The organism is Geminicoccus sp., from assembly GCF_035556675.1.
In the GTDB taxonomy this organism is placed as follows: Bacteria; Pseudomonadota; Alphaproteobacteria; order Geminicoccales; family Geminicoccaceae; genus Geminicoccus.
In genome coordinates this window covers 14392-39320 of sequence record NZ_DATMFZ010000236.1, presented here as the reverse complement: position 1 = coordinate 39320, position 24929 = coordinate 14392, and the positions used below count along the sequence as shown (strand labels likewise).

Sequence of the window (24929 nt, the reverse complement as noted above, 5' to 3'; positions counted from 1 at the left end):
GGCTCGGAGCTGCGGGCGGGCCTCAACCGCTGGATCGGCTACTGCAACGCCCAGCGGCCGCACTCGTCCCTGGCCGGGCGCACACCTGACCACAACCAGAACCAGGCTTATCCTGGCCGCCAAACTGTCCAATGAGACGGGACCACCTCTCTTCGAGTGAAGCTCCTGCCGCTGCGGCCGGCCGGAAAAGATTGAAACACGAATCCGGTGCCGGCCGCGGTCAGGCTGAAACAGTCCGGACGCATCATCCTGTCTGCGCCTTGAGGCGCTCCCACCGTTCCAGATTGGAAGGAGCCGTCATGACGACGGGATCGATCGGGGCGCACCGTCCTCCGTCGCTGGTGCTGGGTCTGGCCGCCGCCGTCGTGACGAGTGCCGGCATCAGCCTGCTGATGCTGGCTGTCCCTCTGTTCAGCATGCAGGTCTTCGACCGGGTCCTGGGCAGCGGCCATGTCGAGACCCTGGTGATGCTCTGCGTCGTGGCCGGCCTGGCGCTCCTGGCCTTCGCCGGCCTGGAGGCGGTGCGTGCCAGCCTGCTCATGCGCAGCGTCGCTGCGTTCGAGGCGAGCCTGGTCGAGCCGCTGCTGCGTCAGGCGATCCGGGCCGGGGCACCCGGCGGGCAGGGCCTGCGCGACCTCGGCACCATCCGGGCCGCCCTGACCGGGCCTGCTCTCCTCGCCCTGTTCGACCTGCCCTGGGTGCCGCTCGCGATCCTGATCCTGGCGCTGCTCGACGGCACCCTCGCATGGTTCGCCGCGGTCAGCGCCCTGCTTCTGCTGGCCCTGGCCCTCCTGAACGGCCTGATCGCCGAGGGGCGGCTGCGTCGGTCCGGCCAGGCTCAGCTGGATGCCCAGGTCCTGGCGGAAGCGGCCGGTCGCAAAGGCGAGGTCGTCCGTGCACTCGGCATGGGGGACACGCTCATCGCCAGGATCGCCGGGCTGCACCGTGCCGGACTCCTGGACCAGGGCCGGGCCGGCGAGCGGAGCGGCGTGGTGATGGGGATCACCCGGGCGCTGCGCCTGGGCACCCAGTGCGGGGTGATGGCGCTGGGTGCCTGGCTGGTGCTCGAGAGCCGGTTGACGCCTGGCGGGATGCTCGCCGCCTCCATCCTGCTGAGCAAGGCGCTGGCGCCGATCGAGCAGATCGTCGGTGCCTGGCGCATGCTGAGCGCCGCCCGGGAAAGCTGGGCGCGTGTCCGCACCGGTCTTGCCCGGCAGGAAGCGGACGACGTCCGGACCAGCCTGCCGGCACCGGCCGGACGGCTGGCACTGGAGGGGGTGCGGGTGACGACGGAGCGCGGGGTCGACCTCCTCCATGGCATCGACCTGCAGCTGGCGCCGGGCCAGTGCCTGGCGGTCGTCGGCGCATCGGGCTCGGGCAAGAGCACGCTCTGCCGGGTCCTGGCGGGCCTCCTGCCGCCGGGCGAGGGCAGTGTCCGGCTGGATGGCGCCAGCCTGCAGCACTACCGTCCGGACGAACTGGGTCCTGCGGTCGGCTACCTGCCCCAGGAGCCGATGCTGTTCGCCGGCAGTGTCCGCGCCAACATCGCCCGGCTGCAACCGGATGCCGACGATGCGGCCGTGGTCGCGGCGGCACGGCTAGCCGGTGCGCATGAGATGATCCTGGGCCTGCCCGAAGGCTACGACACGATGCTGGCCGATGGCGGGGCGCCGCTCTCAGGGGGCCAGCGCCAGCGCCTGGGCCTCGCCCGCGCCCTGTTCGGCCGGCCGCGCCTGATCGTGCTGGACGAGCCGAACAGCCAGCTCGATGCCGCGGGCGACACGGCACTCGCCGACACGATCGAGCGCCTGAAGGCGGATGAAGCCACCATCGTCCTGGTGACCCACCGGCCCCAGGCCCTGCAGAAGGCCGACCTGCTGCTCGTGCTGGAGCACGGCCGGGTCGCCCGGTTCGGGCCCTGCCAGCAGGTGATGGCGAACCTGGTCCGCCCCGTCCGCGCCGCCTGACGCTTCAGGAAAAGGAACCTCCGATGAACACCCACCACGCCGACCTGCGACGCGGCACCTCGCTGCGCACCCCGCTGCTCGCCGCCGTGGCGATCGGCCTCGCCTTCTTCGGCGGCTTCGGCGGCTGGGCCGCGACCGCTCCGCTCGCCGGTGCCGCCCTCGCACCCGCCGTGGTCGTGCCCGAGGGCAGCCGCAAGCAGGTCCAGCATCTGGAAGGCGGGATCGTCCGCCGGATCCTGGTGCAGGACGGCAACCGGGTCGCCGCCGGCCAGCCGCTCGTGGAACTGGACGACACGTCGGCCAGGGCCGCCCATGCGGGACTGCTGGCGCGCTGGGCGGCTCTGGCCGGCGCGCAAGCACGCCTGGAGGCCGAGCAGGCCGGGCGGTTCACGGTGACCTTTCCGCAGGACCTGCTCGACGCGGCAGGACAGGATCCTGTCCTGGCCGCGATCCTGGCGGGAGAGCAGGAGCGGCTGGCGAGCCGGCGCAGCGCGCTCGCCGAACGCCGGACGGTGCTCGAGCGGCAGATCGCCGAGACGCAGGCGACCCAGGCCGGACATGCCGCCGCGATCGCCAGCGGCGAGCGGCAGCAGGCGCTGATCGAGGAGGAGGGGAAGGGGATCCAGGAGCTCTTCCGGCGTGGCCTGGAGCGCAAGCCGCGTGTCCTGGCCCTGCAGCGGGCCGAGGCGCAGATCGCGGGAGCGGTGGCCGCCGCCCGGGCCGAGCTGGTCCGGGCCGACCAGACGATCACCCGCCTGCGCCAGGAAATCCGCAGCCTGGAGACCGACCACCAGGACGAGATTGCCGCGGAACTCGTCCGCACGCGCGCAGCGCTGGCGCCGGTGGCACAGGAGCTGGCCAGCACCGAGGATCGCCTCGCCCGCACCGTCCTGCGGGCACCGGTGGCCGGGACCGTGGTCGACCTGCGCCTGAAGACGGTGGGCGGGGTGGTGGCGGCCGGCCAGCCGCTCCTGGACATCGTGCCGGATTCGGCGGAGCTGCTCCTGGAGGCCAGGGTCGCTCCGGTCGACATCGACGAGGTCCATGCCGGGCTCCAGGCGGAAGTCCATCTGCTGGCCTTCCGCAGCCGCAACCTCACCCGGATCCGGGGCACGGTGCGCGCCGTGTCGCCCGACCGGCTGCAGGATCCGGTGACCCACCAGCCCTATTACCTGACCCGCGTCGCCGTCGATCCCGCGAGCCTTCCCGAGGGCGTCGCGATGGCGCCGGGCATGCCTGCCGAGGTGATGATCGTGACCGGCGAGCGCACCCTCCTGAGCTATCTGGTCCAGCCGATCACCGAGACGCTGCGCCGGGGCATGCGCGAAAGCTGAAGGACGCGCCGCATCCGTCAGGGACGGCCGGCCCGGGCCAGTTCCTCCGCCACGGCGCGCCGGACCTCGGTCGGCCGGAGCGGCTTCTCCAGATGCCGGCCCGGCATCTGTTCCTCCTTCGGCAGCGACCTGGAGAGCGTGTCGCCGGTCATGAACAGGAACGGCGGCGGGTGCGGCAGGCTCGCCGAGAGCGCCTCCAGGTGCAGCCCGTCGATCTTCGGCATGCGCAGGTCGCTCACGACCAGATCGACCGGCTGGGCCGCGAGGATGCGCAGGGCCTCCTCGCCGTTCGAGGCCGCCAGGACCTGGTGGCCGTCCAGCTCCAGGGCCTCGCTCAGCAGCTCGACGATCTCCGCCTCGTCGTCGACCACCAGGATGCGGGCGCGCGGACGCAGGGGAGCCGTCTCGTCGGCCGATGATCCGGCTTCCGCATGGGGCAGTGCTGCCGGCAGCCGGATCTCGAAACATGCCCCGCCGGGCGCGCCTTCCCCGGCGGCAATCGTGCCGCCGTGCTGGGTGACGATGGCATGGCACAGCGTCAGGCCCAGCCCGGTGCCCACCCCGATCGGCTTGGTCGTGAAGAACGGGTCGAAGATCCGGCTGCGGCTGGCCTCGGGAATGCCCGGGCCATTGTCCTCGATCCGCAGGACGATCGCGGCCGCCTCGGTTGCTGCCGAGATCACGATCCGCCGTGCCGCGTTCTGCTCGCGCAGGGCCTGCTGGGCGTTGACCAGGAGGTTGGTCACGACCTGATGGAGCTGGTCCTCGTCGGCCAGCACCGGCGGCAGGTCCGGCTGGATCCGCCGCTCGACCTCGATCCCGTCCGCCCGCAACCCGTAGGCCGCCAGCTCGACCGCACCCTGCACGATGTCGGCGATCGCGACCGGCCGGCGGTCCCGGCTCTTCTGCCGGGCGATGGCCAGGAAGGTGCGCACGATCCGGGCACAGCGGTCGGCATTGCGCTGGATGCGCTCGGCCCGGCGGCGCGTGCCGCCATCGGCCGCCTCCTCCATCAGCATGTCGGCCTGGCCCAGCACGACCGAGAGCGGGTTGTTGAGCTCATGCGCGACGCCGGCCAGCAGGGAGCCCATCGCGGTCAGCTTCTCCGCCTGGTAGAGCGCGTCCCGCTGGCGCTCCATCTCCTCCTTCAGCCGCTTCTGCTCGGTCAAATCGACGAAGCTGGACAGCACCACGTCCTGGCCGCCGAGCGTGGTGGCCCGGCAGCGCATCAGCGCCGGGAACACGGTCCCGTCGGCGCGCCGGAGCGTCACTTCCATGGCGTCGATGTGCCGGGTGTCCCTCAGGCGCTGGTAGATCTGCTCCCGCTGCAGCGGGTTCTCGTAGAAGCGGCCGATCTCGCCCGCTGCCATGGTCGCCAGGGTGACGCCCAGGCTCGCCAGGAACGAGGCGCTGGCGAACAAGGGCTGGCCATCGGCCATCCGCATCACCGCGAGCGGCATCGGATGGGCCTCGACCAGTTCCCGAAAGCCGCGCTCGCTGCGCCGCAGCTGCTCCTCGGCGCGCCGTTCCGCGGTGACGTCACGCCCGACCGACTGGTAGCCGATCAGCTCGCCGGCCGGATCGAAGATGGCGCGATCCGTCCAGTGCTCGTACCGGTCGACCCGGCCGTTCCGGTGCAGCACGACCTCCGTGCCAACCGTCGGATCCGATTGGGTCAGCCGTCTGAGCCGCAGGCCGAACCTCTCGCCGTCCGCGGGGTCGATCAGCTCGAGCATCGAGCGCCCGACGATCTGGTCCGGGCGTTCGCCGCGCTTGCGTGCGAAGGCGGCGTTGACGAAGGTGATGGTCAGGTCCGGGGCCAGGCGGATGATGTATTCACTCTGGTCCTCCACGATCGACCGGAAGAAGGCCTCGCTGGCTGCCAGCCGCTCCTGCGCGCGCTTCTGCGGGGTGATGTCGACATCGAAACCGGCGATCTCGACGGTTTCTCCCGCCGCATTGCCGATCGGGAAGCGCAGCACCAGCGACCAGGCATAGTCCTCCACCCCGGGCAGGAACTCCTCGGCGGCGCGCGCCTGGCCTGAGCGGAGGACCTCGCGATCGTGCCCGGCGATGACCCTGGCCTCGGCCGGGCCGAACAGGTCGTGGGCGGTGCGGCCCAGCACCTGGTCCAGCGGCCGGCCGAACACCCGTTCCATTTCCGGGTTGGCCATCAGGTAGCGACCGTCCAGCGCCTTCACGTACATGCCGACCGGCGCGTTGGTCAGAAAGGCCGTCAGCCGCGCCTGGGTCTCCGCCAGGGCGGCCTGGGTCTCGACCTCGCGGGTGACGTCGCGCTTGATCGCCACCGACTGCACCAGCCGGCCGGCTTCGTCGAGCAGGGGCGAAATCGTGGCATCCTGGTGGATCAGGCGGCCGTCCCGGTGGCGGCTGACGATGCGGCCGGCCCAGGTGCGGCCCGCTTCCACGGTGGTCTCGATGTCCTGGTAGAAGTCCGGCCCATGGACGTCCGAGCGCAGCAGCGAGCCGGGCGTGCGGCCGAGCGCTTCCTCCGCGGTCCAGCCGGTAAGCGCGGTGAAGGCCGGGTTCACATAGATCAGCCGGTAGGCGGGATCGCAGATCTCGACCGAATCGCCGGCCTGCTCGACCGCTGCGGCCAGCAGGCGCAGCTGCTCCTCGCGGCGCTGCGCCGCGGTGACGTCGGTGGTCAGGATCACCCTGCCGCCATCGGCCATGCGGCGTTCCTGGATCTGCCGCCAGCCGCCATCGGGGTAGCGGATCAGGACCTCGCCGCGTGCCGCCTCGTGCATCCGAAGACGCCGATCGGCGAAGTCGCCGCCCATGTCCGGGTGGTAGACCGGCCCCCGGGCCGCCACCTCCGCCACCATCTCGGCAAAGGTCCGGCCCAGCCGTAGTGCCGGGCGGACATGGTCCGGCAGCAATGCTGCGTGACGGTCGTTGTAGTAGGTCAGCCGATCATGGCGGTCGAAGATCGCCAGCCCGTCCTGCAGCGCCTCGGCGGCGGCGAGGAACCGGCTCTCGGCGGCCTCCGCCCGTGCCAGCGCCGCCTCGAGGGCCGCTGTCCGCTCGGCGACCTTGCGCTCCAGCGTCTCGTTCACCTCGCGCAGCAGGTGCTGGGCTTCCCGGTGGGCCGTCTCGTCGATCACGCAGCCGACCATCAGCAGATTGCCAGTGGCCGGATCGACGAATGTCTCGGCCGCCTCGACCACATGGATGAGGCGACCGCTCCTGGTGTGGCAGCGATACCCTACCCGGTAGGAACCGCGCGTGCGCTTGATCTCCTCGATCCGCTCGACATAGGGCCCGGCATCGTCCGGATGGATCTTGGCGATGACCTGGGCATCGGTGCCCATGTCGGCCATGTAGTCGTCGACGCTTCGCTCGAAGATCGCGGCCAGTTGCTCGGAGCACCAAAGGCACCGCGCATTGGTCAGATCCCAGGTAAAGGCGCCCACGCCGGCCGTCGCGGTCACCTGGCGGTAGATCGCTTCACGCTCGGCGAGGCTGGGATCACGATAGGGCATCGGCGCGTTCCGTGGCGGCAGCACGGAGGAAGTGGCCCAGGTCATCCATGTTTTGCAATTGATGAAATGGGGCCGATGGTGGTGTCACCATCGGCCCGGACCTGGAAAACCAGGAGAAGATCAGAGCACGAAATCAGATGCGCTCAGGTTGATCGTGCCGAGCAGGCTGATCTGCATGTCGACGCCGATCCCGCCATGGTTGTTGACCTGGACGATCGTGTGGCCGTCCTCGTGGAAGTAGTTCACCTGGCCGATGCCGGCGATCGCCTTGGTGCCGCGGAAGGCGAAGGCATCGTCTGCGGTAGTGCCGGTGTTGGCGTCCATGGCCGACAGGTCGATCTTGTCCTGGCCCTTGGTGAAGTCGACGATGACGTCGCGTGACGCAGCACCCGGGCCACTCTCGGCGTTGCTGGTGTAGGCGAACACGTCCTTGCCGGCATTGCCGGTCAGCTGGTCCCGGCCGGAGCCACCATGGATGTAGTCGTGGCCGTCGCCGCCCTTGAGCACGTCGTTGCCGGCACCACCGTAGAGCTTGTCGTTGCCGCCCAGCGCATAGACCTGGTCGTTGCCGTTGCCGCCCTTGAAGACGTTCGCCTTGCTGTCGCCGATCAGGATGTCGGCATAGGCCGACCCGTCGACATTCTCGATGCTGATCAGCACGTCGCCGGTCGCATGGCCGAACTTGCCCGAGCCTTCCCCGTCGCCGTTGAGCGCGATCTCGACGCCGGCGTTGGAGCCTTCATAGGATGCCGTGTCGGAACCGTTGCCGCCGAGCAGGCGATCGGCCCCGCTGCCACCGCGCAGGAGATCGTCGCCATCGCCGCCCATCAGGACATTGTCGCGGTCATTGCCGATCAGATGATCGTTCTTGCCGGTGCCCTGGACGTTCTCGACATCGTAGTAGATGTCGCCAGCCGCCTCGCCGTAGTCGCCCCGGCCCTGCGCGAGATCGACCCGGACCGCGACGTTGCCGTACGCGTAGCTGACCGTGTCCTTGCCGGCCCCGCCATTGACATAGTCCTGGCCGGCTCCAGCGAAGATCCAGTCGTTGCCAGCCCCGGCATACACGGTGTCGCTGCCGCCATAGGTGCGGATCATGTCGCCACCGGCACCTGCTTCGATGCGGTTGTTGCCGTTGTCGCCGTCCAGGACGTCGTTGTGGGCGCTGCCGATGATGTTCTCGATGCCGAGATAAGTGTCGCCCTTGGCCTCGCCGGCCGTCCCGGTACGATTGAACAGGCTGGCCGACACGCCGGTCGTGGCCGCACTGAAGTCGAGCGTGTCGATGCCGGCACCGCCGTCGATCCGGTCGGCGCCGGCACCGCCGATCAGCCGGTCGTTGCCGCCGCCACCAAGGAGCTGGTCATTGCCGGCCCCGCCGCGCAGCGTGTCGTTGCCGTCGTCGCCCCACAGATAATCATGGCCGTCGCCGCCCTCAAGCACATCGTTGCCCAGGCCGCCGTTCAGCCAGTCGTCGCCCTGCTCACCCAGCAGCGTATCATTGCCGGCACCGCCATAGAGGGTGTCATTGCCTTCGCCGCCGTAGAGCCGGTCGTGGCCGTTGCCGCCATAGACCGTGTCGTTGCCCTTGGCGGCGAGCACGTCGTCGTTCCCGTCGAGCGCCCAGATCGTGTCGTTGGCGTTCGTGCCGAAAATGGTCTTGAGCAGACGGTCGTCGCCGTTGCTGCCATAGATGTTCGCCATGTCCGTCCTCATTCCGCTACTTGTCCGTGGCCCAGTGCCACTTCGTCGGTGAGGACGTTTTGCGGGTGACGAATTTCAGCCCTATGTCGCGAAGACCGGATAATTGCTTCAATCGTTTCCGGACATCCGGATGCCGCCATCCGGCGTGTTCGGGTCGAACACGTAGCCGACCCCGCGGACCGTCTTGATGTGCACCGGCCGGGCCGGGTTGGGCTCGATCTTGCGGCGCAGGCGCGTGACACGGATGTCGACGCTCCGGTCCAGGGGATCGTCGTCCTTGTGATGGGCGAGGTCGAGAATCTGGTCGCGCGACAGCACGCGCCCCGGCCGCGTCGCCAGGAAGCTGAGCAGGTCGAACTCCATGGTCGTCAGCGCCACCTCGGTCCCGTCCAGCCGTCGCAGGCGGCGGGCCGGCAGGTCGATCACGAAGCTGCCGAAGCGGATGCGCTCGCCCTTCTGCGGCGGCGGCTCGGCCATGCTCTTGCGGCGGCGCAGGACGCTGCGGACCCGGGCCAGGAGCTCGCGCAGGTCGAACGGCTTGGCGATATAGTCGTCGGCCCCGAGTTCCAGGCCGAGCACACGGTCGGCGGGCTCGGCAATGGCCGTAACCATGATGATCCCGGCATCGCTGTGCTCGCGCACGTGCCGCGCCAGGCTCAGGCCATCCTCTCCAGGCATCCGCAGGTCCAGCAGCACCAGATCGATGCTGCTCTTCGCCAGCAGCTCGCGCAGTGCGACCCCGCCATCCAGTGCCGTCACCTGCAGGCCGCGGAGCGAAAGATAGTCGGCCACCGTGTCGCGCAGATCGATCTCGTCATCGACCACCACGATGTGAGCGTCCTGATCCACCATCTGCTTCACCCCAGCCATGCTGATGCCGCTACATGTCCGGTGCACGTCGCTCCATAGGGCCGCTGCGCCATTCCGGGATGACATCAGTAGGGCGCATTCTTGTCAGCCTGTCGTCAGAATTTCAGCTGCTCTGTTTCCATTGTTTCTGGGTCGGCCTGCCATTCCCGGCGCTGGCGGATCCCGCACCACGACCAAGCCCTCCGGCATCTGGTACAGTGGAAACAATCGGGCCGGCCCACGGACCGAGGCATGAAACACAGGCCTGCCATCAAGCCCGGAGCAACCGGAGGCTTGGCAATGGCAGCATGTGGTCAGGGAAGGGGGGAGCGCACGCGCACGGCGCTGGCCGCCATTATGGCAGGAACGCCCGGCCTCGGGCTGACCGCGGCAGCGGCCGCCACCTCCGATGCACTGGTCGTCCAGGCCGACCTGGTGCTCTCGTTGCTCGACATGGCGGCACTCCTGGCGATTGCCGTCGCGGTGCAGCGCGGCACCGCCAGGGCGGAGTGGCTGGCGCACTACCTGGTGACGCTGTCCATGATCGCGTCGCTCGTCATGATCTCCTGGCTGAGCCTGGCCCGTCTCACCATGCCGGCGCTCGCGGAGGGAGCAGGCCTCTGGCTGGCCCTGATCCTCAACAGCGTCCATGCGCCGATCAACGGCTGGCTGCTGGTGCGATGGCGGCGAGCTCACCGCAGCTCGCCCTCGCCCGCAACGGCGGGCCAGATGCGGCTGTTTGCAGACAAGCTGACCTCCAACCTGCTCATTTCCGGATCCATTGCCGCCACCGTCAGCCTGGGAGGCCATCGCCTGGCGCCGTTGGTCGATCCGGCCGCCGGCCTGGCCATGGTGGCAGCCACCATCTGGTGGACAGGTCCAGCCATCATGGCGACGCTGTGCCGAGTTGCAGAATCACTGGGCTGTGCGCTGCCGTCGGAGTCGCGCCGACCGCACTGATGACAGCTTGAAGGTGAGGAATGGCTTGCACCGCTACCTCTTCCCTCAGAGCCGCCTCAGCCACTAGCAACGCAAAGCCGCCCCAGGTCTCCCTGAGGCGGCTCCTCGACGTGGTGGCCGGGAGCTTCAGGACGCTGCAGCCGCCCTCCTGCCCGGACCAATCTCTTTCACAGACGCCGCTGGCAGATGCGGCCGGCTCTCCGAAAGCTCCGGGTTGCCTCCTTGGTGCGGGGCTGAGGTGCAGCACACCGTATATCCGGCCTCCGCCCATAGCGGCGCACGCCCCTGTCCCTGTTTCGGAACAGTAATCACGCTGCCTGATGAAGTTTCCGGCTTGTTCTGCGGACCGCTCGGCCACTCTGAGGATCGAAGAGATGGAGGGCGTTGCGGTCGATCTCCAGGCTGAGTGTGCTGCCGGTAGCAGGTGGCGTACGTCCGTCGACCAGCACCACGAGGCTCTTGTCGCCCACGAGCAGGTCGAGCTGGGCCTCGTCACCCAACAGCTCGACCAGTTCCACCTTGGCATCGATGCGCCCGGCAATCGCCGCCTCCGGCAGCCGGCCCGGCAGTTTCAGGTCGCGCGCCCGAATCCCGATCGTCAGCGGGCTGCCGGGGGCGAGGCCGTCGAGCCGAGCGGCGCCGACATCCAGTGACCCGGACATGTACTCGATCCGGCCGTCCTTGCCGACCTGCCCATCCAGGAGATTGATGGTCGGGTTGCCCACGAACCGGGCGACGAACAGAGTTTCAGGCGCATGATAGATTTCCTGCGGTGTGCCCTGCTGCTCGATGCGTCCTCCGTTCATCACCACGATGCGGTCGGCCAGCGCCATCGCCTCGAGCTGGTCATGGGTGACGAAGATCGTGGTGGTGCCGAGCATGCCGTGCAGGCGCTTGATCTCCACCCTGAGATGGTCGCGCAGCTTGGCGTCCAGGTTGGACAGCGGCTCGTCGAACAGGAACACCGAGGGTGTCTTGATCATGGCCCGGGCCATCGCGACCCGCTGCTGCTGGCCACCCGACAGCTGGGCAGGCTTGCGGGCGAGCAGGCCATCGATGGCCAGGAGTTTCGCCACCTCGTCGACCCGGCGCGCGATCTCCGGCTTGGGCACCCGCAGGCGCCGCAGGCCGAAGGCGATGTTGTCGAACACCGTCATGTGCGGGTAGAGGGCATAGCTCTGGAAGACCATGGCGACTCCGCGGTCGCCCGGGGCCAGGTCATTCACCACCGTGCCGCCGATGGCGATGGTGCCGCTGTCGACGTCCTCCAGGCCCGCGATCATCCGCAGCATCGTCGACTTGCCGCAGCCGGAGGGGCCGAGCAGCACGATGAACTCGCCGTCGCCGATGTCCAGGTCGAGCCCGTCCAGGACACGCACGTCGCCATAGTTCTTGCCGATATCCCTGATCTCGATCGTCGCCATGAAGCGTCCCCTAGCGCGCCGGGCGCGAGAAATAGCGGTCGATGAAGCGCATGATCAGCCCCACCAGGATGAGCGGCGGCAGGGCCAGCACCACGGAGGAGGCATTGATCACGCCCCAGGGCACCTCCATGCCGAGCGTGGTGAAGCCGGCCGCCACCACCGGCAGGGTGACGTTGCGCGAGGTGAGCGCCAGGGCGATCAGGAGCTCGTTCCAGGTGATCACGAAGGTGAACAGCACCGCACCCACCAGGGACGGAGCAGCGACCGGCAGCGCGACCTTCCAGAACACCGCGAACGGCCCGTAGCCTTCCAGGGCAGCCGCCTCCTCGATGGCGCGCGGCACCTGCTCGAACGCGGGCACGCCCAGCCAGATGATCGTGGAGATGGTGACGATGCAGTAGGTCACGATGACCGCGATCAGCGTGTCGTAGAGGCCGAGATCGAGCCAGAGCGCGATGAACGGCAGCGCCACGGCGACCGGCGGCATGAACCGCAGCGACAGGACGAAGAACTGGATGTCGCCCTTGAGGCGGCGCACGAAGCGTGCCAGCGCATAGGCGGCAGGCACACCCAGCACGATCCCGATCAGCAGTGCGCTGCCGACCACGATGATGCTGTTGACCAGACCGTCGCGCACGGCAGGGGTGGCCAGCACGGTGCGGTAGTTCTCCAGCGTCGGCTGGAACACCAGCACCGGGATCGGCGAGACGATGTCGCGCAGGCTCTTGAACGAGCTGAGGATCGTCCAGAGCACCGGCAGGAGCGCCAGGAGGACGACGAGCCAGGTGAGCAGCCCGCCACCCAGGCGCAGGGTCACGCGGCCCATCGTGCAGCCCTCTTCCACAGGATGGAGAAGATGATCACCGTCATCACCATGAGCAGGACGCTCAGGCTGGAGGCATAGGAGATCCGGCCGCTGATGCCGATCCCCTGCTGGAAGGCGTAGAGGTCCAGGGTCTCGGTGCTGATGCCGGGTCCACCGGCGGTCATCGTGTAGATGAGGTCGAACGAGCGCAGCGATTCGATCGCCTTGACGAAGGTCATCATGATGATGGGGCCACGCAGCATGGGCAGCGCCACCCACCAGTACACGCCGAGCGTGCCCGCATGGTCGAGGCGAGCAGCTTCCTGCGGCTCCTTGGGCAGGGTCTCGATGAGCTTGGCCAGGACCACGCCGAAGAACAGGCCCCACTGCCAAATGTCCACCAGTGCCACCGCGTAGAGCGCGATCCGCGGATCGCTCAGGAACTCGATCGGGGGCAGGCCCAGCATGGTCAGGGGATAGTTCGCGGCACCCATGGTCGGGCTGTAGAGAAACCGCCAGATCAGGCCCGCCGAGACGCGCGGCAGGAGGACCGGGATGATCAGCAGGATGCAGATGGCATTGCGGACCCTGGGATTGCGCACTCCTTCGACCAGCAGGATCGCCAGCGCCACGGCGAGCAGCATCGTGCAGGCAACGGTCACCACTTCCCAGATTGCGGAGACCTGCAGCGCATTGGCGAAGCGCCGGTCGCGGAACAGCCGCTGGAAGTTCTCGAAGCCGACATAGGCCGCGTCCGGGAACCGCAGCATGCGGTCCTGGAATGCCAGGTTGATGGCACCGACGCTGGCGATCAGCGACAGGAGAATGAGCAGGCTCAGCCCGGGCAGCAGGGTCAGCAGCACGAAGCGTCGATGCTCAGGCCGCAGGCGCCGCGGCTGGCCCATGCCGGGCAAGGCCGAGTGGTTCATGGTCCTGATCAGTCCTTGGTCGACAGATCGGCTGGAGCGGGCGGCGAATGATCGCCACCCGCCTGCCGAGTCATCACTGGCGCTGCGAGCGGCGCATGATGTCGTTGGCATATTCCGCGGCCTCATCCAGCGAGAGCTGGATGTCGTCGCGAGTGCCGGTCAGGACCTCCTCGAGGACCAGGCCCAGGAAGTCCCCGATCTCCGGCCATTCCGGGCCATCATAGATCAGGAGGCTGGTGCGCGGTGACGTGTCGGCGAGCGCCTGGATGTATTCGGCGGGCACCTTCTCCTTGAAGATCGGGTCCTCCAGGCTGCTCTTGCGGGCGAAGTCCGCGAACAGGCCGGCCTCGAAGCGCCGGTGCTCCATCTCCGAACTGGTGGCCCAGCCGATGAAGTCGGCGGAGACCAGCTTGGAGCAGTCGTCCGGGTTGCCGCTGGCCGACAGGGCGAGACCATGGGCGTAACCGGCCGAAGGCAGGGGCTCGGGCGGCGGAGCGAAGCCGACCTTGCCGACCACCCGCGACTTCTCCGGATCTTCCATCCACAGGGCCAGCGGATCGCTCTCCACGATCACCGCGACCTGGCCGGCCCGGAAGCTCTCGACCACCTCGGACCAGGTGTTGGTGGTCGCACCGGGTGGCGCGAACTGGAACAGGTCCTTGTAGGTCTCGGTCGCCTTGACCGCCGCCTCGGAGTTGAAGCTGGCCTCGCCGTCCTGGAACCACTGGCCGCCCTCGGCCCGGAAGAACGGGGTCCAGCGCCAGACGTTCATGCCCGAGCCGCGCCTTGCCCGCGCAGTCCAGCCGTACATCTCCGGCGGCGCATGCAGGGCCGAGATCGCCTGCTTGAGCTCGTCCAGCGTCTTGGGCGGAGCGATGTTCTTCTCGGCGAAGACGTCCTTGCGGTAGATCATCATGTCGCCGCCGCCGGTGATCGGCGCGAAGTAGGGCGTACCGTTCCACTGCGCCACCGCCTTGCGCGCGTCGAGGAAGCCCTCGTAGTCATAGTCCTTGGGCAGGTAGTCGAGCAGCGGCAGCACCCACTTGGACGCGGCGAACTCGGCGACGTTGGCCTCGTCGATGTAGTAGACCTGATAGGCGCCGGCCCCGCTCGACGCGTCCAGGCGCGAGCGCGAGCGCCGGTCGTTCTCGCCGTACTGGACGATCTCGACCTTGGTCTGCCACTTCGATTCGAACTCGCCCTTGATCGTGTCGAGATGGCCGGTGGCCGGCATCGGCTGGACGATCACCCGGACTTCCGGGACCTTGCCGACGCAGGCCTCGGCCGTGGCCTGCGCCCGCGCGTCCGGAGCTGCCGCCAACCCCATCGCTGCCAGGCCGAGGGCCGCCGTACCCAGCCATCGCTGCCTTGCTCGATTCGTCATTTTCGTTCCTCCCTGTTACGACAAGCAATTCACCGCGCGGGCGGTCCTCCCAGCTTCGCCCAGGCCGGAGCCAGGCAGTCCTCGACCTTGTGCCAGTCGGCCGCCTTTTGCCGATAGACCTCGACCAGCTGCGCCCGGGGCTCGAAGCGGCGCTCCAGCCGGACCATGCCGGCGATGGCCGCCGCGAAGTCCGGGTAGGCGCCGACTGCGACCGCCGCGCAGATCGCGGAGCCAAGTGCGCCCAACTCGGAGCCTGCCGCCACCTCGACCGGCAGTTCCAGGACGTCGGCGAACATCTGCGCCCATACCGCACTTTTGGCAGCACCACCCGACAACCGCGCCACCTCGGGCGTGCGGCCCGTCACCCGGACCAGGTCGGCGACATGCGCCTGGTGCTTGAACACCACGCCTTCGAACAGGGCCCGCAGCATCTCCGCACGACCGTTCTCCGCGCCGAGCCCCACGAACGCGCCACGCGGCGCGCCCGGCGCGCCGTGGATGTAGGGCAGGTAGAGCAGGCGGCTGGCCTCGGGCGGCACCTCCTCCACCAGGGCGTTGATCTGCGCGAAGTCCAGGGAATCGTCGAGCACCCCGCTCTTGAACCAGGCGAGGTTGGTGGCCGAGGTCGGGCTGCCCTCGACGACCAGGCAGCGGCTGCCGTCCTGGTCCAGGCACTGCATCAAGGGGAAGGGCGGGCCGGCCGGCTCGTCCTGGACCATCAGGTTGATGCTCCAGGTGCCAGCACAGATCGCGAGCTCGCCCGGCCGGTTCACGCCCGAGGCCAGCGCCACGGCATCCAGGTCCATGGTGCCGGCGACCACGGGCGTGCCTGGCCGCAACCCGGTCGCCACCGCCGCCTCTCGCGTCACCGTGCCGACGATCTCGGAGTTGCGCCGGATCCGGGGCATCCGCTCCAGCCAGTGGCCGATCCCCAGCGCCTCGAACATCGGCGCATCGTAGTCCCGCGTCCCGACATGCACGAGGTGGCTGCCGGACAGGTCGTTCAGATCGCTGTCGATGCTGCCGGTCAGGCGGTAGCGCACATAGTCCTTGCAGAGCAGGACATGGCGCGCGGTCCGGGTGACCTCCGGCGCATGACGGTCGAACCACAGGAGGTAGAGCGGCGTCGAGGCCGGCCGGAGCTGTTGTCGGGAATGTGCCACTAGCGCCTGGCCCTGCTCGGACGCCATCAGCGCCTGGCACAGGTCATGGGTGCGCATGTCCGAGGAGATGATGCCCGGGCAGGCCGGTTGCATCTGCCCGTCGAAGACATAGACGCCGTTGCCATGCCCAGTGCAGGCGACTGCAGCGATCGCCCCGGTGTCGACCCCAGGGGCCGCCAGCACTTGTCGAATCGCCGCGGCCGAGGCCTCCCACATGGCGATCGGGTCGCGCTCGCTGCGCCCCGGCTGCGGGTGGCTGTTAGTCATGGGTGCCACGCCCGCGGCGATCTCCCGGCCCTGCCCATCGAACAGGGCGGCCTTGATCACCGTGCCGCCCGCATCGATGCCGAGGAACAGGCTCATGGCGTCACCTCACTCCCGATCTCACCATGTCCGCCGGGCGGCCTGCGTGCTCCGGCATCTGCACCATGCGCAGCGTGACGCCCTGGCCGGCCAGCTCCCCGCGGATGGCCTGAGGCAGGGCCGAGCCCGTGAATACTGCCTCGAAGGTCGTCAGGTCGGTCAGCACGTTCAGGGCAGTCTTGCCGAACTTGCTGTGGTCGACCAGGAGGAAGCGCCGCTCGGCGGCAGCGATCATCGCCCGCTTGACCTGGGCCACCTGCGGGTTCTGGTGAAAGGCGGTCCGCCCGCAGACCGCGGCGGTCGACATGAACAGGAGGTTGGCGCGCAGGTCGGCCAGCATCCGCTCGGCCAAGGCGCCCATGAAGCCGTGATAGTGCCGGCTGTAGACGCCGCCCAGGCCGATCAGGCTGATGCCGGGCGCTTCGGCCAGGGCGGCACTGATCCCCAGGCTGTTGGTGATGACGGTGAGCGGCCGCCGCTGCGCCAGGAGCGGCGCCAGGGCCTGGATGGTGGTCCCGCCGTCCAGGATGATCGCCTGGCCCGGCTCGATCAGCTCGGCCGCCGCCTCCGCCAGCAGGCGCTTCTCCTCCAGCGCCACCCGCTCCCGGTAGCGAAAATCGCTCTCGAACAGGGTGTTCGACTGGATGGTGGCGCCGCCGCGGACCTTGCAGACGATCCCCTCCGCCTCGAGCGTGTCCAGATCGCGATGGATGGTCATCCGGCTGACCCGGAGCGAGCTGGCGAGGTCATCGACCTGGACCAGGCCCTGCTCCATCAGTGCGTCGACGATCCGCTGACGGCGGGCAGCGCTCTTCACGTCGGTACTGCCACGCGCGTCACGCGGGTCGGCGCCTGCTCCGCCAGCTCGACCCGGTGACGGTCGGCCAGCTCCGTCCGGGTACGCGCCACCTCGGCCTCCAGACGAGTGGCGTCCCAACCGAGGACGTCGCTCAGCACCTCGGCCAGCTCCTGGACCACGCCCAGGCTGGCGCGGCCGGTGATCGCGATCACGGTCCGGCGCAACAGCACGTCGCTCAGCGTGCCGACTTGCTCCTCCTGAGCGATGAACTCGATCTCGCGTCTAGTATAGGCGGGCAGGCTCCTGAGGGGCCGGTCAGTTCCGGCGGCGCAGAAGCGGGCGACGGCCTCGGCGCGACTGCCGTAGCGATGCACGAGTGCTGCCGCCCGGTCGCGGTCGAGCCCGCGGCGGGTGGAGAACTCCGCCATCCAGGCGTCCTGGGCCGGTCCCGCCGGCGGCAGGCTCCGACCGCCGCCGATTGGCTCCAGCTCGGTCGAGCAGCGGCGCTGCCGCCCCAGCCGGGCCAGCACCCGATCGGCCGTCTCCGCGGCAAAGGCGCGGAACGTGGTCCACTTGCCGCCCACCAGCGACAGAATCGGGAAAGGCCGCTCGGTGGTCGGCTCGTCGATCGGCACCGAGTGGTCCCGGCTGATCTCGCCGACATCGGCGGCATCGCTGCGCGGCAGCGGCCGCACGCCGCAATAGGTGTAGACGATGTGCGAGCGGTCGACCGGAAGGCCCGGGAACATCGCCCCCAGAGCTGCCAGGATGTAGTCGATCTCGGCGTCCTCGCAGGCCGCCTGGTCCGGATCGTCGATGCGCAGGTCGGTGGAGCCGGTCAGTACCCGGTCCAGGAACGGGAAAGCCAGGCAGAGCCGGCCGTCCGCCGTGGCGAAGGACAGCATCCGGCCGTCCAATGCCCGCAGGAGGGCCGGATGGTCCAGGAGGAGATGCGAGCCCTTGGTGCCACCGATGTAGCGACTTTGCACCGCCATCGCCTGGTTGGCCCGGTCGATCCACGCACCGCCGGCATTGATGACGAGGTCGGGCCGGACGTCGAACTCCTCCTGGGACAGCTCGTCCCGGAAGCGGAGCCGGCCGCCGTCCCGGCCGACCAGCCGGACATGGTTCAGGCCGACCGAGCCGGGATTGGCCGCCTCGGCATCCATGACCAGCTCCAGACCCAGCCGTTCGGGCTGGGTGATCCAGGCATCGTAGTAGCTGGCCGCGGCGACCAGGCGCGGATCCAGGCCCGGCATCGCCTGGAGTGCCGCCTGCCGGCGCCAGAAGCGGTGCCGGGGCATGACCCGCTCGCGCCGTCCCAGATAGTCGTAGAGCGACAGGCCGAGCTCGATGATGGCGGCACCCCGGCTGGTGGTCCGTGCCGGACGGCGGAAGAAGCGCCGCACCGTGGGTCCGATCCCGTCCAGCCACGAGAACAGCGGCACCATCGTTTCCAGCGGGCGGACCAGATGCCCGGCGTTGCGCAGCAGCCGGTTGCGCTCCAGCGTCGCCTCGGCGACCAGACGGAACTCGCCGGTCTCGAGGTATTTCAGGCCGCCATGAATCAGGCGGGAGGGTGCCGCGCTGGCACCGCTGCAGAAATCACCCTTGTCGACGATGAGGCAATCCACGCCCTGCAGGGACAGGTCACGGAAGGTCCCGATGCCGTTGATTCCGGCGCCGACGATGACAACTGGGAAATGCGCCTTCGTCCGGACTGCGGCGAGACGTTGCTGGCGGGTCATGGCCATGATGCAGCTCTCAGTTCAAGCAAGCTCATCGGTCGCGCGCAGGGCCGGCCAGAACGGCGTGAGCGTACGGATCGAGCCGAGATAGGTGTGGTAGGCGCGGTCGAGCGTGGCATGGCGTCCAGGATCAGGCTCGTGCCGACGGAGGATCCGGCAGGCAGCGGCCACCGCCTGGGCGTAGTCGGCATAGCAGCCGCTGCCAATCCCGGCACACAGGGCGACCCCCAGGGCACCGGCCTCATCGGCGTCGACGATCGTGACCGGCAGATCCAGCGTGTCGGCGAACAGCTGGCTGAGCCGCGGGCTACGTGCTCCGCCGCCACCCAGGCGTGCCTCGGTCATCGGGAAGGCCCGGCGCAGCGCATCGACGTGGAAGCGATGGTTGAAGACGATGCCCTCGAACAGGGCGCGGATCAGGTGGCCGCGCTCGTGCCAGGCCTGCATCCCGAGAAAGCCGGCCGTAGCGGCGTCGCCGTGCGGTGAGCCGTAGAGGAAGGGGTGGTAGACGAGGCCGGACGGCCGGGCAAACGCGGCCTCGATCTCGTCCTGGAGCAGGTCGAACGGCGAGCAGCCGAGTGCCCGTGCCTCCTTCAGCGCGTCGCGGCAGAACTGCTGGACGAACCAGTCGATGTTGGTCGCTGATGCCGGCGAGCCGCTGACGTCCAGCCATTCCCCTGGCCGGAAGCCGTTGCGGCAGCACCAGTCCGGGTCGAAGGCCGGGGCCGTGGAGAGCACCGAGTTGATGCTGAAGGTCCCGGCGATCAGGGAAAGCTGGGCCGGTTCGATGCAGCCCATGCCGATCGGTGTCGCCACCACGTCGTGCAGGCCCGCGACCACCGGGGTGCCCGCGGCCAGGCCGGTGACCGCCGCCGCCTCGGCCGTCACTAGGCCGGCGATCGCGGTCGGCTCCAGGACCGGCGGCAGGGCGTCCCACAGCTCCGGCATCCCGTAGAGTTCCAGCACTTCCTTGCTGTAGCGCTGGGTCTGCACGTCGGTGAACGAGGAGCTGGCTTCGGTCCGGTCGGTGGCGAGCTTGCCGGTCAGCCGGAAGCGCAGCCAGTCCTTGCAGAACAGAACCCAGCGGGTGCTGCGGTAGCGCTCCGGCTCGTGGCGCTTCATCCAGGCCAGGTGGGCGGCGGCGGTGAAGCTCGGGGTCGCCTGGCCGGTGCGGCGCAGGAGCTCGTCCATCCGGCCGTCTCGCCGCCACTCCTCGACGATGCCGCTGCTGCGGCTGTCCAGCGACAGCATCGCCGGGCCGTTGGGCTCGCCCGTCGCCGTGACCGGGTACACGCCGTCGCCATGGCCGGTGATGCCGATCGCGGCGATCCGGTCCGGCGGAACCGTCGCCTGGATCAGCGCCTGCCGGATCGCCCGGCAGGTCGCCTGCCAGTGCTCGCCCATGTCGCGCTCCACGTGGCGCGGCTTCGGCTTGTGCGTGGTGATCTCGCAGCGGCCCAGGCCCAGTGCACGGCCGGCCAGGTCGAACACCACCGCCTTGGTGACGGTCAGGCCGCTGTCGATGCCGAGGAGGTAGCGGTCGGGCATGGTCAGGCCGCCCGCACCCGGACCCGGCCCTGCAGGCTGGTGAGGTAGATCGCGGCCAGGAGGATCAGGCCGAACACGATCTGCCGCACCGAGGGCTCGACGCCGAACAGGTTCATCAGGTTCTCGATGATCGAGATCACCAGCACGGCGGCGAAGATCCCGCCGACGCTGCCCACCCCGCCGGCAAGCCCGGTGCCGCCCAGGATGGCACCGGCGAAGGCCATCAGGATGTCGCCCTGGCCGAGGTCGGCCACCGCCGACTGCAGGCGCCCGACCTCGAGCAGCCCGCCCAGCGCTGCCAGCATCCCGGCGATGCAGAAGCAGGTGATCCGGGTGCGGTCGACATCGACCCCGGCGATGAAGGCGGCTTCCGGATTGTTGCCGAGCGCGAAGATGTTCTTGCCCAGGCGGTGGTAGTTGATGAGCGCGAAGGCCAGCCCATAGAAGACGAACCAGATGATCACCGCGATCGGCAGGAAGCCCAGGGCGCGGCTCTCGCCCCAGAAGGTCATCTCGATCGGCAGGTAGTAGATGCCTTCCGGGATCAGGAAGATCACGATCCCGCGGTACACCAGCAAGGTCGCGAGCGTCACCAGGAAGGCGTTCACGCCCAGCCGCACCGAGATGAACCCGTTCACCATGCCGGCGACGAGGCCGATCACCAGCACGATGGGCATGGTGAGCCCCGGCCAGACCAGGTCCGGCAGCCAGTTCAGCACGATCATGATCGCGAGCGTGGGCGCCAGGGCGAAGGTCGATTCCAGCGACAGGTCGAGGCTACCGGTCAGCAGCACGAAGAACAGGCCCAGCACGACGCAGCCCAAAGGTGCTGCCGCCCACAGCACGTTGATCAGGTTGCGCGTGGACAAAAAGCCCGGAACGGTCAGGCCGATCAGGACCAGCAGGACCAGGAGCACCCAGATCAGATGCCGCTCGAACACGGTGCGGACGAATGCTTGCAGGAAACCGCTCATGGCTCCTCCACCCCCTGAACGCTCTTGTAGATCTCGCCGACGGTGAAGTCGGCCTTGCCTCGCTCCAGGACCCGGGTGATCCGGCCGCGGAAGAACACCAGCACCCGGTCGCAGCAGGCAACCAGTTCGTCCTCGCTCTCGGAGAGCATGATCACTCCGCTCTGCGCCGCCTGTCTGTCGCGCACGACCTGCAGGAGCGCCGGCTTGGCCGCCAGGTCCACGCCCCGGGTCGGTTCGTTGAGTAGGAACACCTTGGGTACGGTCAGCGACAGCCGGTTGATCAGGATCTTCTGCTTGTTGCCGCCGGACAGGTGGTCGATCGGCGTGAAGATGCTGGGCGTCTTGACCTGCAGCTCGGCGGTCTTCTCGCGCGCGATGCGCTGGCCCTCGTGCACCCGCAGGAAGCCCAAGGGCCCCTGGATCCGGCGCAGGCTGGAGATCAGCGTGTTGTCCTCTACCGGCCGGTTCTGGATGACCGCCTGGACCTCGCGGTGCTTGGGCAGGAAGGCGATGCCGGCCTTGAGCGCCTCGCGCGGCGCGGCAAATCGCACCGGGCTGCCTTCCAGGCGGACCTCGCCGGTCCGGAGCGGGCGCAGGCCGAACAGCGCTTCCAGGGCGGCGTCCTTGCCCGAGCCCTCCAGCCCGGCAAAGCCGATGACCTCGCCGCGCTGCAGCTGGAAGGACAGGTCGTGGAAGTCGCGGCCGTCGCCCAGCCGGTCTGCCATGAGCAGCGGCATGGCTGCGGCCCGCGGCTTGGCAGCGGGCTTGGCGGCCTGCGCGGTACCGGTGATCCTGACGTCGCCCACGATCCAGTTGGCCAGGCTCCGCTCGTCGGTCTTCGCGGTGGCGCGCATCGCGACGACCCGACCGTCCCGCATCACCGTCACCCGATCCGTGAACTCCATCACCTCGGCGATGTGATGGGAGATCAGGGTGAAGGACAGGTCGGCCGATTCGGCGGCCAGTGTACGCAGCAGGCCCAGGAGCCGGGTCTTGCGCTGCCGGGACAAGGAGGCGGTGATCTCGTCCAGGAGGATGATCCGGGCGTGCTCGATGAACACCGCCTTGCCGAACGCCAGGAGCTGCTGGGTCTCGATCGGCAGATCACCCATCCGGCTGGTGGGACTGGCCTCCAACTCCAGCCGGTCGATCACCTCGGCCACCGCCCGCCGCATGGCGGCCGGATCGAGAAAGCCCGGCCCCACCGTCAGCTCGCGGCCCATGAACAGGTTGTCGGTGACGGTGAGCGCCCGGGCGAACCGCGGCTCCTGCGGGATCAGCGAGATGCCCAGCCGATGCGCCCGGACCGGCGTCGCATTCTCGGCATCGAGCTGGCCGCCACCGGCCAGCACCGTACCGGCGCTGGGCGGGATCAGCCCGGCGATCATGCTGACCAGCACCGACTTGCCGGCACCGTTGCGGCCGATGATGCCGTGGATTTCGCCGCGCCGGACGGTCAGGTCGACCCGGTCGACCGCCAGCACACCGGGAAACCGGCGAGTGAGGCCGGCCAGCCGGTAGGACTCGGCCGCCTGGGCCGGGCTCTCGGTTGGGAGAGCGACAGCGAGCATGGGGGATGGTCCAGAACGGATGTCGTCGAGGCATGGCCTGCCAGCCGCCCCGGAGGGCAGGGCAGCAGGCGGCCGCTCTCAGTTGGCGCCTTCCGGCTGGGCAGCGCCCTGCTCGGACATCTGCACCGCCCAGTTGCGCGGATCCTTGGGCGAGACGTCATGCGGGACGCCATAGGTCTGGATCCGGTACCATGGCCCGTCGAACTGGTCGAAGGGCAGCACCTCGACCGGCATCCACAGCTCGTCGCCATCGGCATAGAGCTTCTGCGGCTCGGCCGGTGCTTCCAGCATCTTGCCCGACTTCATCATGTCGTAGAGCAGCCGCATCGACATGATGCCCTCGCCGAAGGCCGGCTGGACCATCACCGTGTCGATGTGGCCGCGCTCGAGCGCCTCCAGCTCGGGCATGGTGCCGTCGATCGTGATGATCGGGATGTGCTTGGGATCGTCCGGCGGCACCAGCATGCCCTGCGCCTGGAAGGCCGGCACGGCGCCGCCCACGCCCATGGTGCCGTCGATGCTGATCACGGCCAGGATCTGCTCCGGGCCGTGGCGGGCGATGATGTCGTCGACCGCCTTGCGCGCCTTGCCGCCGGCGCAGCCGGCCTCGTTGACCTCGACCGACACACCGGAATGCTCGGCAACGATGGGGTCGAGCACCGAGCGGTAGCCGTCGTGGCGGTCGATGTCGGCCGATGCGGTGATGACACAGCGCAGCTCGATGATCACGCCGCCCTTGTCGGCCCAATCGGCGCCGCGCAGCTCGGTCAGCCGCTTGACCAGCGCCTCGGCGCCCTGGCGACCGGCAGTCTCGTTGTCGAAGGCGACGAAGGTCTGCCTGGCACCCGGCACCATGTTGTTGCTGATCACGACCGGGATGCCGTCGTCGTGGAGCTGGTTGACCACGCCGCGCATCGCCTCGCCGCGCCAGGGCACCATCAGCACGCCGTCCACGCCGCGGGAGATCAGCGCGTCGAGCGCGTTGCGTTGCGCGCTCACGTCATTGGCGCCGAATACCCGGAACTCGATCTCGACGCCGTCCTCCTTCATGATCCGGTCGCATTCCATCTCCTGGCCGAGCTGGACGCCGTTGAAGTAGATATCCTCCGGCGCCCAGCGAATGACGGCGACCTCATACTTCTCCGCCGCCAGCGCCGTGCCCCCGGCCAGCGTCGCCAGCAGGGCAGCCACGACCGTGCAACGTCTATTGCCGATGCTCATTTGTAGCCTCCTCTTCCCCGGCACCTTGTTCCTCGGTGCTCTGTGCGGACCCCTGAAGCCCTCGCGGCGGCCCCCTCTGTTGGACGGGCTCGCTCCACGGCCCGGCTGCCGGGCCAACGGAACGCAACATCCGAGCCGCTTCATTGTTAAGATCTAATGTGATCTTGTGATCGTTGGTGGTCTGATGTCACGGACAGCAATGAGCCCCGGCAACCTGTGGTTCCACAGCGGAGGGCTTCGCTGCCAGCCAGCGACCAATCAGACCCTGGTCCTTGCCGCGCCTGACACCGACATCAAGACGATGGGCCTGTTCCTGAAGGCGTTCGCCCAGCAACTCGAGCCTGCCATCCACGCTGTCCTCGTCCTGGATCAGGCCGGCTGGCATGGTGCCAAGCGGCTCGAGGTGCCCGAGAACGTCACCCTCCTGCACCTGCCGCCCTACAGCCCGCAGCTGGTCTGGCTCTGCCTACGCGAGCGCTTCCTCTCGCACTGGGCTGGGGATTATCGAGGCATCCTCGACGCCACCTGCCGCGCCTGGAACACCCTCGCCGCCGAAACCGGCAGGCTCACCAGCCTCACCACCTATCCCTATCTGATCCGGTCACAACTTCAGTGGCTTGGCATGAGACCATGGTCTATGCGGCCATGAGCCGGATCATGCTGAAGAGGCTAGCAGGATC

General features: G+C 68.8%; 19 protein-coding genes. 5 read left to right on the top strand and 14 right to left on the bottom strand.

Annotated features, from left to right (window positions below; all coding sequences use genetic code 11):
- The 3 genes from VNS22_RS16875 to VNS22_RS16865 all read left to right on the top strand — a co-directional run.
- Window positions 1-135: integrase core domain-containing protein (locus tag VNS22_RS16875; protein ID WP_325734440.1), on the top strand; the 135-nt coding region annotated here is incomplete at its 5' end.
- Window positions 136-299: 164 nt separating this feature from the next.
- Window positions 300-1967, top strand: a complete 1668-nt coding sequence (locus VNS22_RS16870; protein ID WP_325734436.1) for a type I secretion system permease/ATPase — start codon at window positions 300-302, stop codon at window positions 1965-1967.
- Between the two features lie 23 nt (window positions 1968-1990).
- The gene (locus tag VNS22_RS16865) at window positions 1991-3301 is read left to right on the top strand and encodes an HlyD family type I secretion periplasmic adaptor subunit (protein ID WP_325734434.1); all 1311 of its coding nucleotides are present in this window, start codon (window positions 1991-1993) and stop codon (window positions 3299-3301) included.
- 17 nt (window positions 3302-3318) lie between these two features.
- On the opposite strand, the gene VNS22_RS16860 is transcribed toward VNS22_RS16865, so the two are convergent.
- The 3 genes from VNS22_RS16860 to VNS22_RS16850 all read right to left on the bottom strand — a co-directional run bounded on the left by VNS22_RS16860 (window position 3319) and on the right by VNS22_RS16850 (window position 9363).
- Complete coding sequence (locus VNS22_RS16860) at window positions 3319-6852, bottom strand: PAS domain S-box protein (protein ID WP_325734432.1); 3534 nt, start codon at window positions 6850-6852, stop codon at window positions 3319-3321.
- 75 nt (window positions 6853-6927) lie between these two features.
- Window positions 6928-8511 (bottom strand): calcium-binding protein, encoded by a 1584-nt coding sequence (locus VNS22_RS16855; protein WP_325734430.1) that lies wholly within the window; start codon window positions 8509-8511, stop codon window positions 6928-6930.
- Between the two features lie 108 nt (window positions 8512-8619).
- Entirely contained in the window at window positions 8620-9363 is a 744-nt protein-coding gene (locus VNS22_RS16850) for a response regulator (protein ID WP_325734438.1), read from the bottom strand.
- 297 nt (window positions 9364-9660) lie between these two features.
- Here VNS22_RS16850 and VNS22_RS16845 point away from each other — a divergent pair, with 297 nt between their 5' ends.
- Complete coding sequence (locus VNS22_RS16845) at window positions 9661-10320, top strand: hypothetical protein (protein WP_325734428.1); 660 nt, start codon at window positions 9661-9663, stop codon at window positions 10318-10320.
- A 308-nt stretch (window positions 10321-10628) separates the two neighbouring features.
- On the opposite strand, the gene VNS22_RS16840 is transcribed toward VNS22_RS16845, so the two are convergent.
- The 11 genes from VNS22_RS16840 to VNS22_RS16790 all read right to left on the bottom strand — a co-directional run bounded on the left by VNS22_RS16840 (window position 10629) and on the right by VNS22_RS16790 (window position 24249).
- The gene (locus VNS22_RS16840) at window positions 10629-11744 is read right to left on the bottom strand and encodes a sn-glycerol-3-phosphate ABC transporter ATP-binding protein UgpC (RefSeq protein WP_325734426.1); all 1116 of its coding nucleotides are present in this window, start codon (window positions 11742-11744) and stop codon (window positions 10629-10631) included.
- A 10-nt stretch (window positions 11745-11754) separates the two neighbouring features.
- Window positions 11755-12570, bottom strand: a complete 816-nt coding sequence (locus tag VNS22_RS16835; protein WP_325734424.1) for a carbohydrate ABC transporter permease — start codon at window positions 12568-12570, stop codon at window positions 11755-11757.
- Window positions 12558-13454, bottom strand: a complete 897-nt coding sequence (locus tag VNS22_RS16830) for a carbohydrate ABC transporter permease (protein WP_414653374.1) — start codon at window positions 13452-13454, stop codon at window positions 12558-12560. The genes VNS22_RS16835 and VNS22_RS16830 overlap by 13 nt, the downstream gene beginning before the upstream one ends.
- A gap of 97 nt (window positions 13455-13551) precedes the next feature.
- Entirely contained in the window at window positions 13552-14862 is a 1311-nt protein-coding gene (locus VNS22_RS16825) for an extracellular solute-binding protein (protein ID WP_325734420.1), read from the bottom strand.
- 29 nt (window positions 14863-14891) lie between these two features.
- Window positions 14892-16388: an FGGY-family carbohydrate kinase gene (locus VNS22_RS16820; protein WP_325734418.1), complete on the bottom strand. Its 1497-nt coding sequence runs from the start codon at window positions 16386-16388 to the stop codon at window positions 14892-14894.
- A gap of 4 nt (window positions 16389-16392) precedes the next feature.
- The gene (locus tag VNS22_RS16815) at window positions 16393-17205 is read right to left on the bottom strand and encodes a DeoR/GlpR family DNA-binding transcription regulator (protein WP_325734416.1); all 813 of its coding nucleotides are present in this window, start codon (window positions 17203-17205) and stop codon (window positions 16393-16395) included.
- Window positions 17202-18941: a glycerol-3-phosphate dehydrogenase/oxidase gene (locus tag VNS22_RS16810; protein ID WP_325734414.1), complete on the bottom strand. Its 1740-nt coding sequence runs from the start codon at window positions 18939-18941 to the stop codon at window positions 17202-17204. The genes VNS22_RS16815 and VNS22_RS16810 overlap by 4 nt, the downstream gene beginning before the upstream one ends.
- A gap of 15 nt (window positions 18942-18956) precedes the next feature.
- Window positions 18957-20483: an FGGY-family carbohydrate kinase gene (locus tag VNS22_RS16805; protein WP_325734412.1), complete on the bottom strand. Its 1527-nt coding sequence runs from the start codon at window positions 20481-20483 to the stop codon at window positions 18957-18959.
- A 2-nt stretch (window positions 20484-20485) separates the two neighbouring features.
- Window positions 20486-21457 carry an ABC transporter permease gene (locus VNS22_RS16800; RefSeq protein ID WP_325734410.1) on the bottom strand — a complete coding sequence of 324 codons (972 nt, stop codon included), beginning with the start codon at window positions 21455-21457 and terminating at the stop codon, window positions 20486-20488.
- Entirely contained in the window at window positions 21454-23028 is a 1575-nt protein-coding gene (locus VNS22_RS16795; protein WP_325734408.1) for a sugar ABC transporter ATP-binding protein, read from the bottom strand. Before VNS22_RS16795 ends, VNS22_RS16800 begins: the two co-directional genes overlap by 4 nt.
- A 78-nt stretch (window positions 23029-23106) precedes the next feature.
- Window positions 23107-24249 (bottom strand): sugar ABC transporter substrate-binding protein, encoded by a 1143-nt coding sequence (locus tag VNS22_RS16790; RefSeq protein ID WP_325734406.1) that lies wholly within the window; start codon window positions 24247-24249, stop codon window positions 23107-23109.
- Window positions 24250-24415: 166 nt separating this feature from the next.
- Here VNS22_RS16790 and VNS22_RS16785 point away from each other — a divergent pair, with 166 nt between their 5' ends.
- Window positions 24416-24898 carry a hypothetical protein gene (locus VNS22_RS16785; protein ID WP_325734404.1) on the top strand — a complete coding sequence of 161 codons (483 nt, stop codon included), beginning with the start codon at window positions 24416-24418 and terminating at the stop codon, window positions 24896-24898.
- The last annotated feature ends 31 nt before the right edge of the window (window positions 24899-24929 follow it).

What these genes read in the sequence shown, in the direction of transcription:
- VNS22_RS16870 (WP_325734436.1), top strand. Translation starts at nt 300, where the DNA reads ATGACGACGGGATCGATCGGGGCGCACCGTCCTCCGTCGCTGGTGCTG.
- VNS22_RS16865 (WP_325734434.1), top strand. Translation starts at nt 1,991, where the DNA reads ATGAACACCCACCACGCCGACCTGCGACGCGGCACCTCGCTGCGCACC.
- VNS22_RS16860 (WP_325734432.1), bottom strand. Translation starts at nt 6,852, where the DNA reads ATGACCTGGGCCACTTCCTCCGTGCTGCCGCCACGGAACGCGCCGATG.
- VNS22_RS16855 (WP_325734430.1), bottom strand. Translation starts at nt 8,511, where the DNA reads ATGGCGAACATCTATGGCAGCAACGGCGACGACCGTCTGCTCAAGACC.
- VNS22_RS16850 (WP_325734438.1), bottom strand. Translation starts at nt 9,363, where the DNA reads ATGGTGGATCAGGACGCTCACATCGTGGTGGTCGATGACGAGATCGAT.
- VNS22_RS16845 (WP_325734428.1), top strand. Translation starts at nt 9,661, where the DNA reads ATGGCAGCATGTGGTCAGGGAAGGGGGGAGCGCACGCGCACGGCGCTG.
- VNS22_RS16840 (WP_325734426.1), bottom strand. Translation starts at nt 11,744, where the DNA reads ATGGCGACGATCGAGATCAGGGATATCGGCAAGAACTATGGCGACGTG.
- VNS22_RS16835 (WP_325734424.1), bottom strand. Translation starts at nt 12,570, where the DNA reads ATGGGCCGCGTGACCCTGCGCCTGGGTGGCGGGCTGCTCACCTGGCTC.
- VNS22_RS16830 (WP_414653374.1), bottom strand. Translation starts at nt 13,454, where the DNA reads ATGGGCCAGCCGCGGCGCCTGCGGCCTGAGCATCGACGCTTCGTGCTG.
- VNS22_RS16825 (WP_325734420.1), bottom strand. Translation starts at nt 14,862, where the DNA reads ATGACGAATCGAGCAAGGCAGCGATGGCTGGGTACGGCGGCCCTCGGC.
- VNS22_RS16820 (WP_325734418.1), bottom strand. Translation starts at nt 16,388, where the DNA reads ATGAGCCTGTTCCTCGGCATCGATGCGGGCGGCACGGTGATCAAGGCC.
- VNS22_RS16810 (WP_325734414.1), bottom strand. Translation starts at nt 18,941, where the DNA reads ATGGCCATGACCCGCCAGCAACGTCTCGCCGCAGTCCGGACGAAGGCG.
- VNS22_RS16805 (WP_325734412.1), bottom strand. Translation starts at nt 20,483, where the DNA reads ATGCCCGACCGCTACCTCCTCGGCATCGACAGCGGCCTGACCGTCACC.
- VNS22_RS16800 (WP_325734410.1), bottom strand. Translation starts at nt 21,457, where the DNA reads ATGAGCGGTTTCCTGCAAGCATTCGTCCGCACCGTGTTCGAGCGGCAT.
- VNS22_RS16795 (WP_325734408.1), bottom strand. Translation starts at nt 23,028, where the DNA reads ATGCTCGCTGTCGCTCTCCCAACCGAGAGCCCGGCCCAGGCGGCCGAG.
- VNS22_RS16790 (WP_325734406.1), bottom strand. Translation starts at nt 24,249, where the DNA reads ATGAGCATCGGCAATAGACGTTGCACGGTCGTGGCTGCCCTGCTGGCG.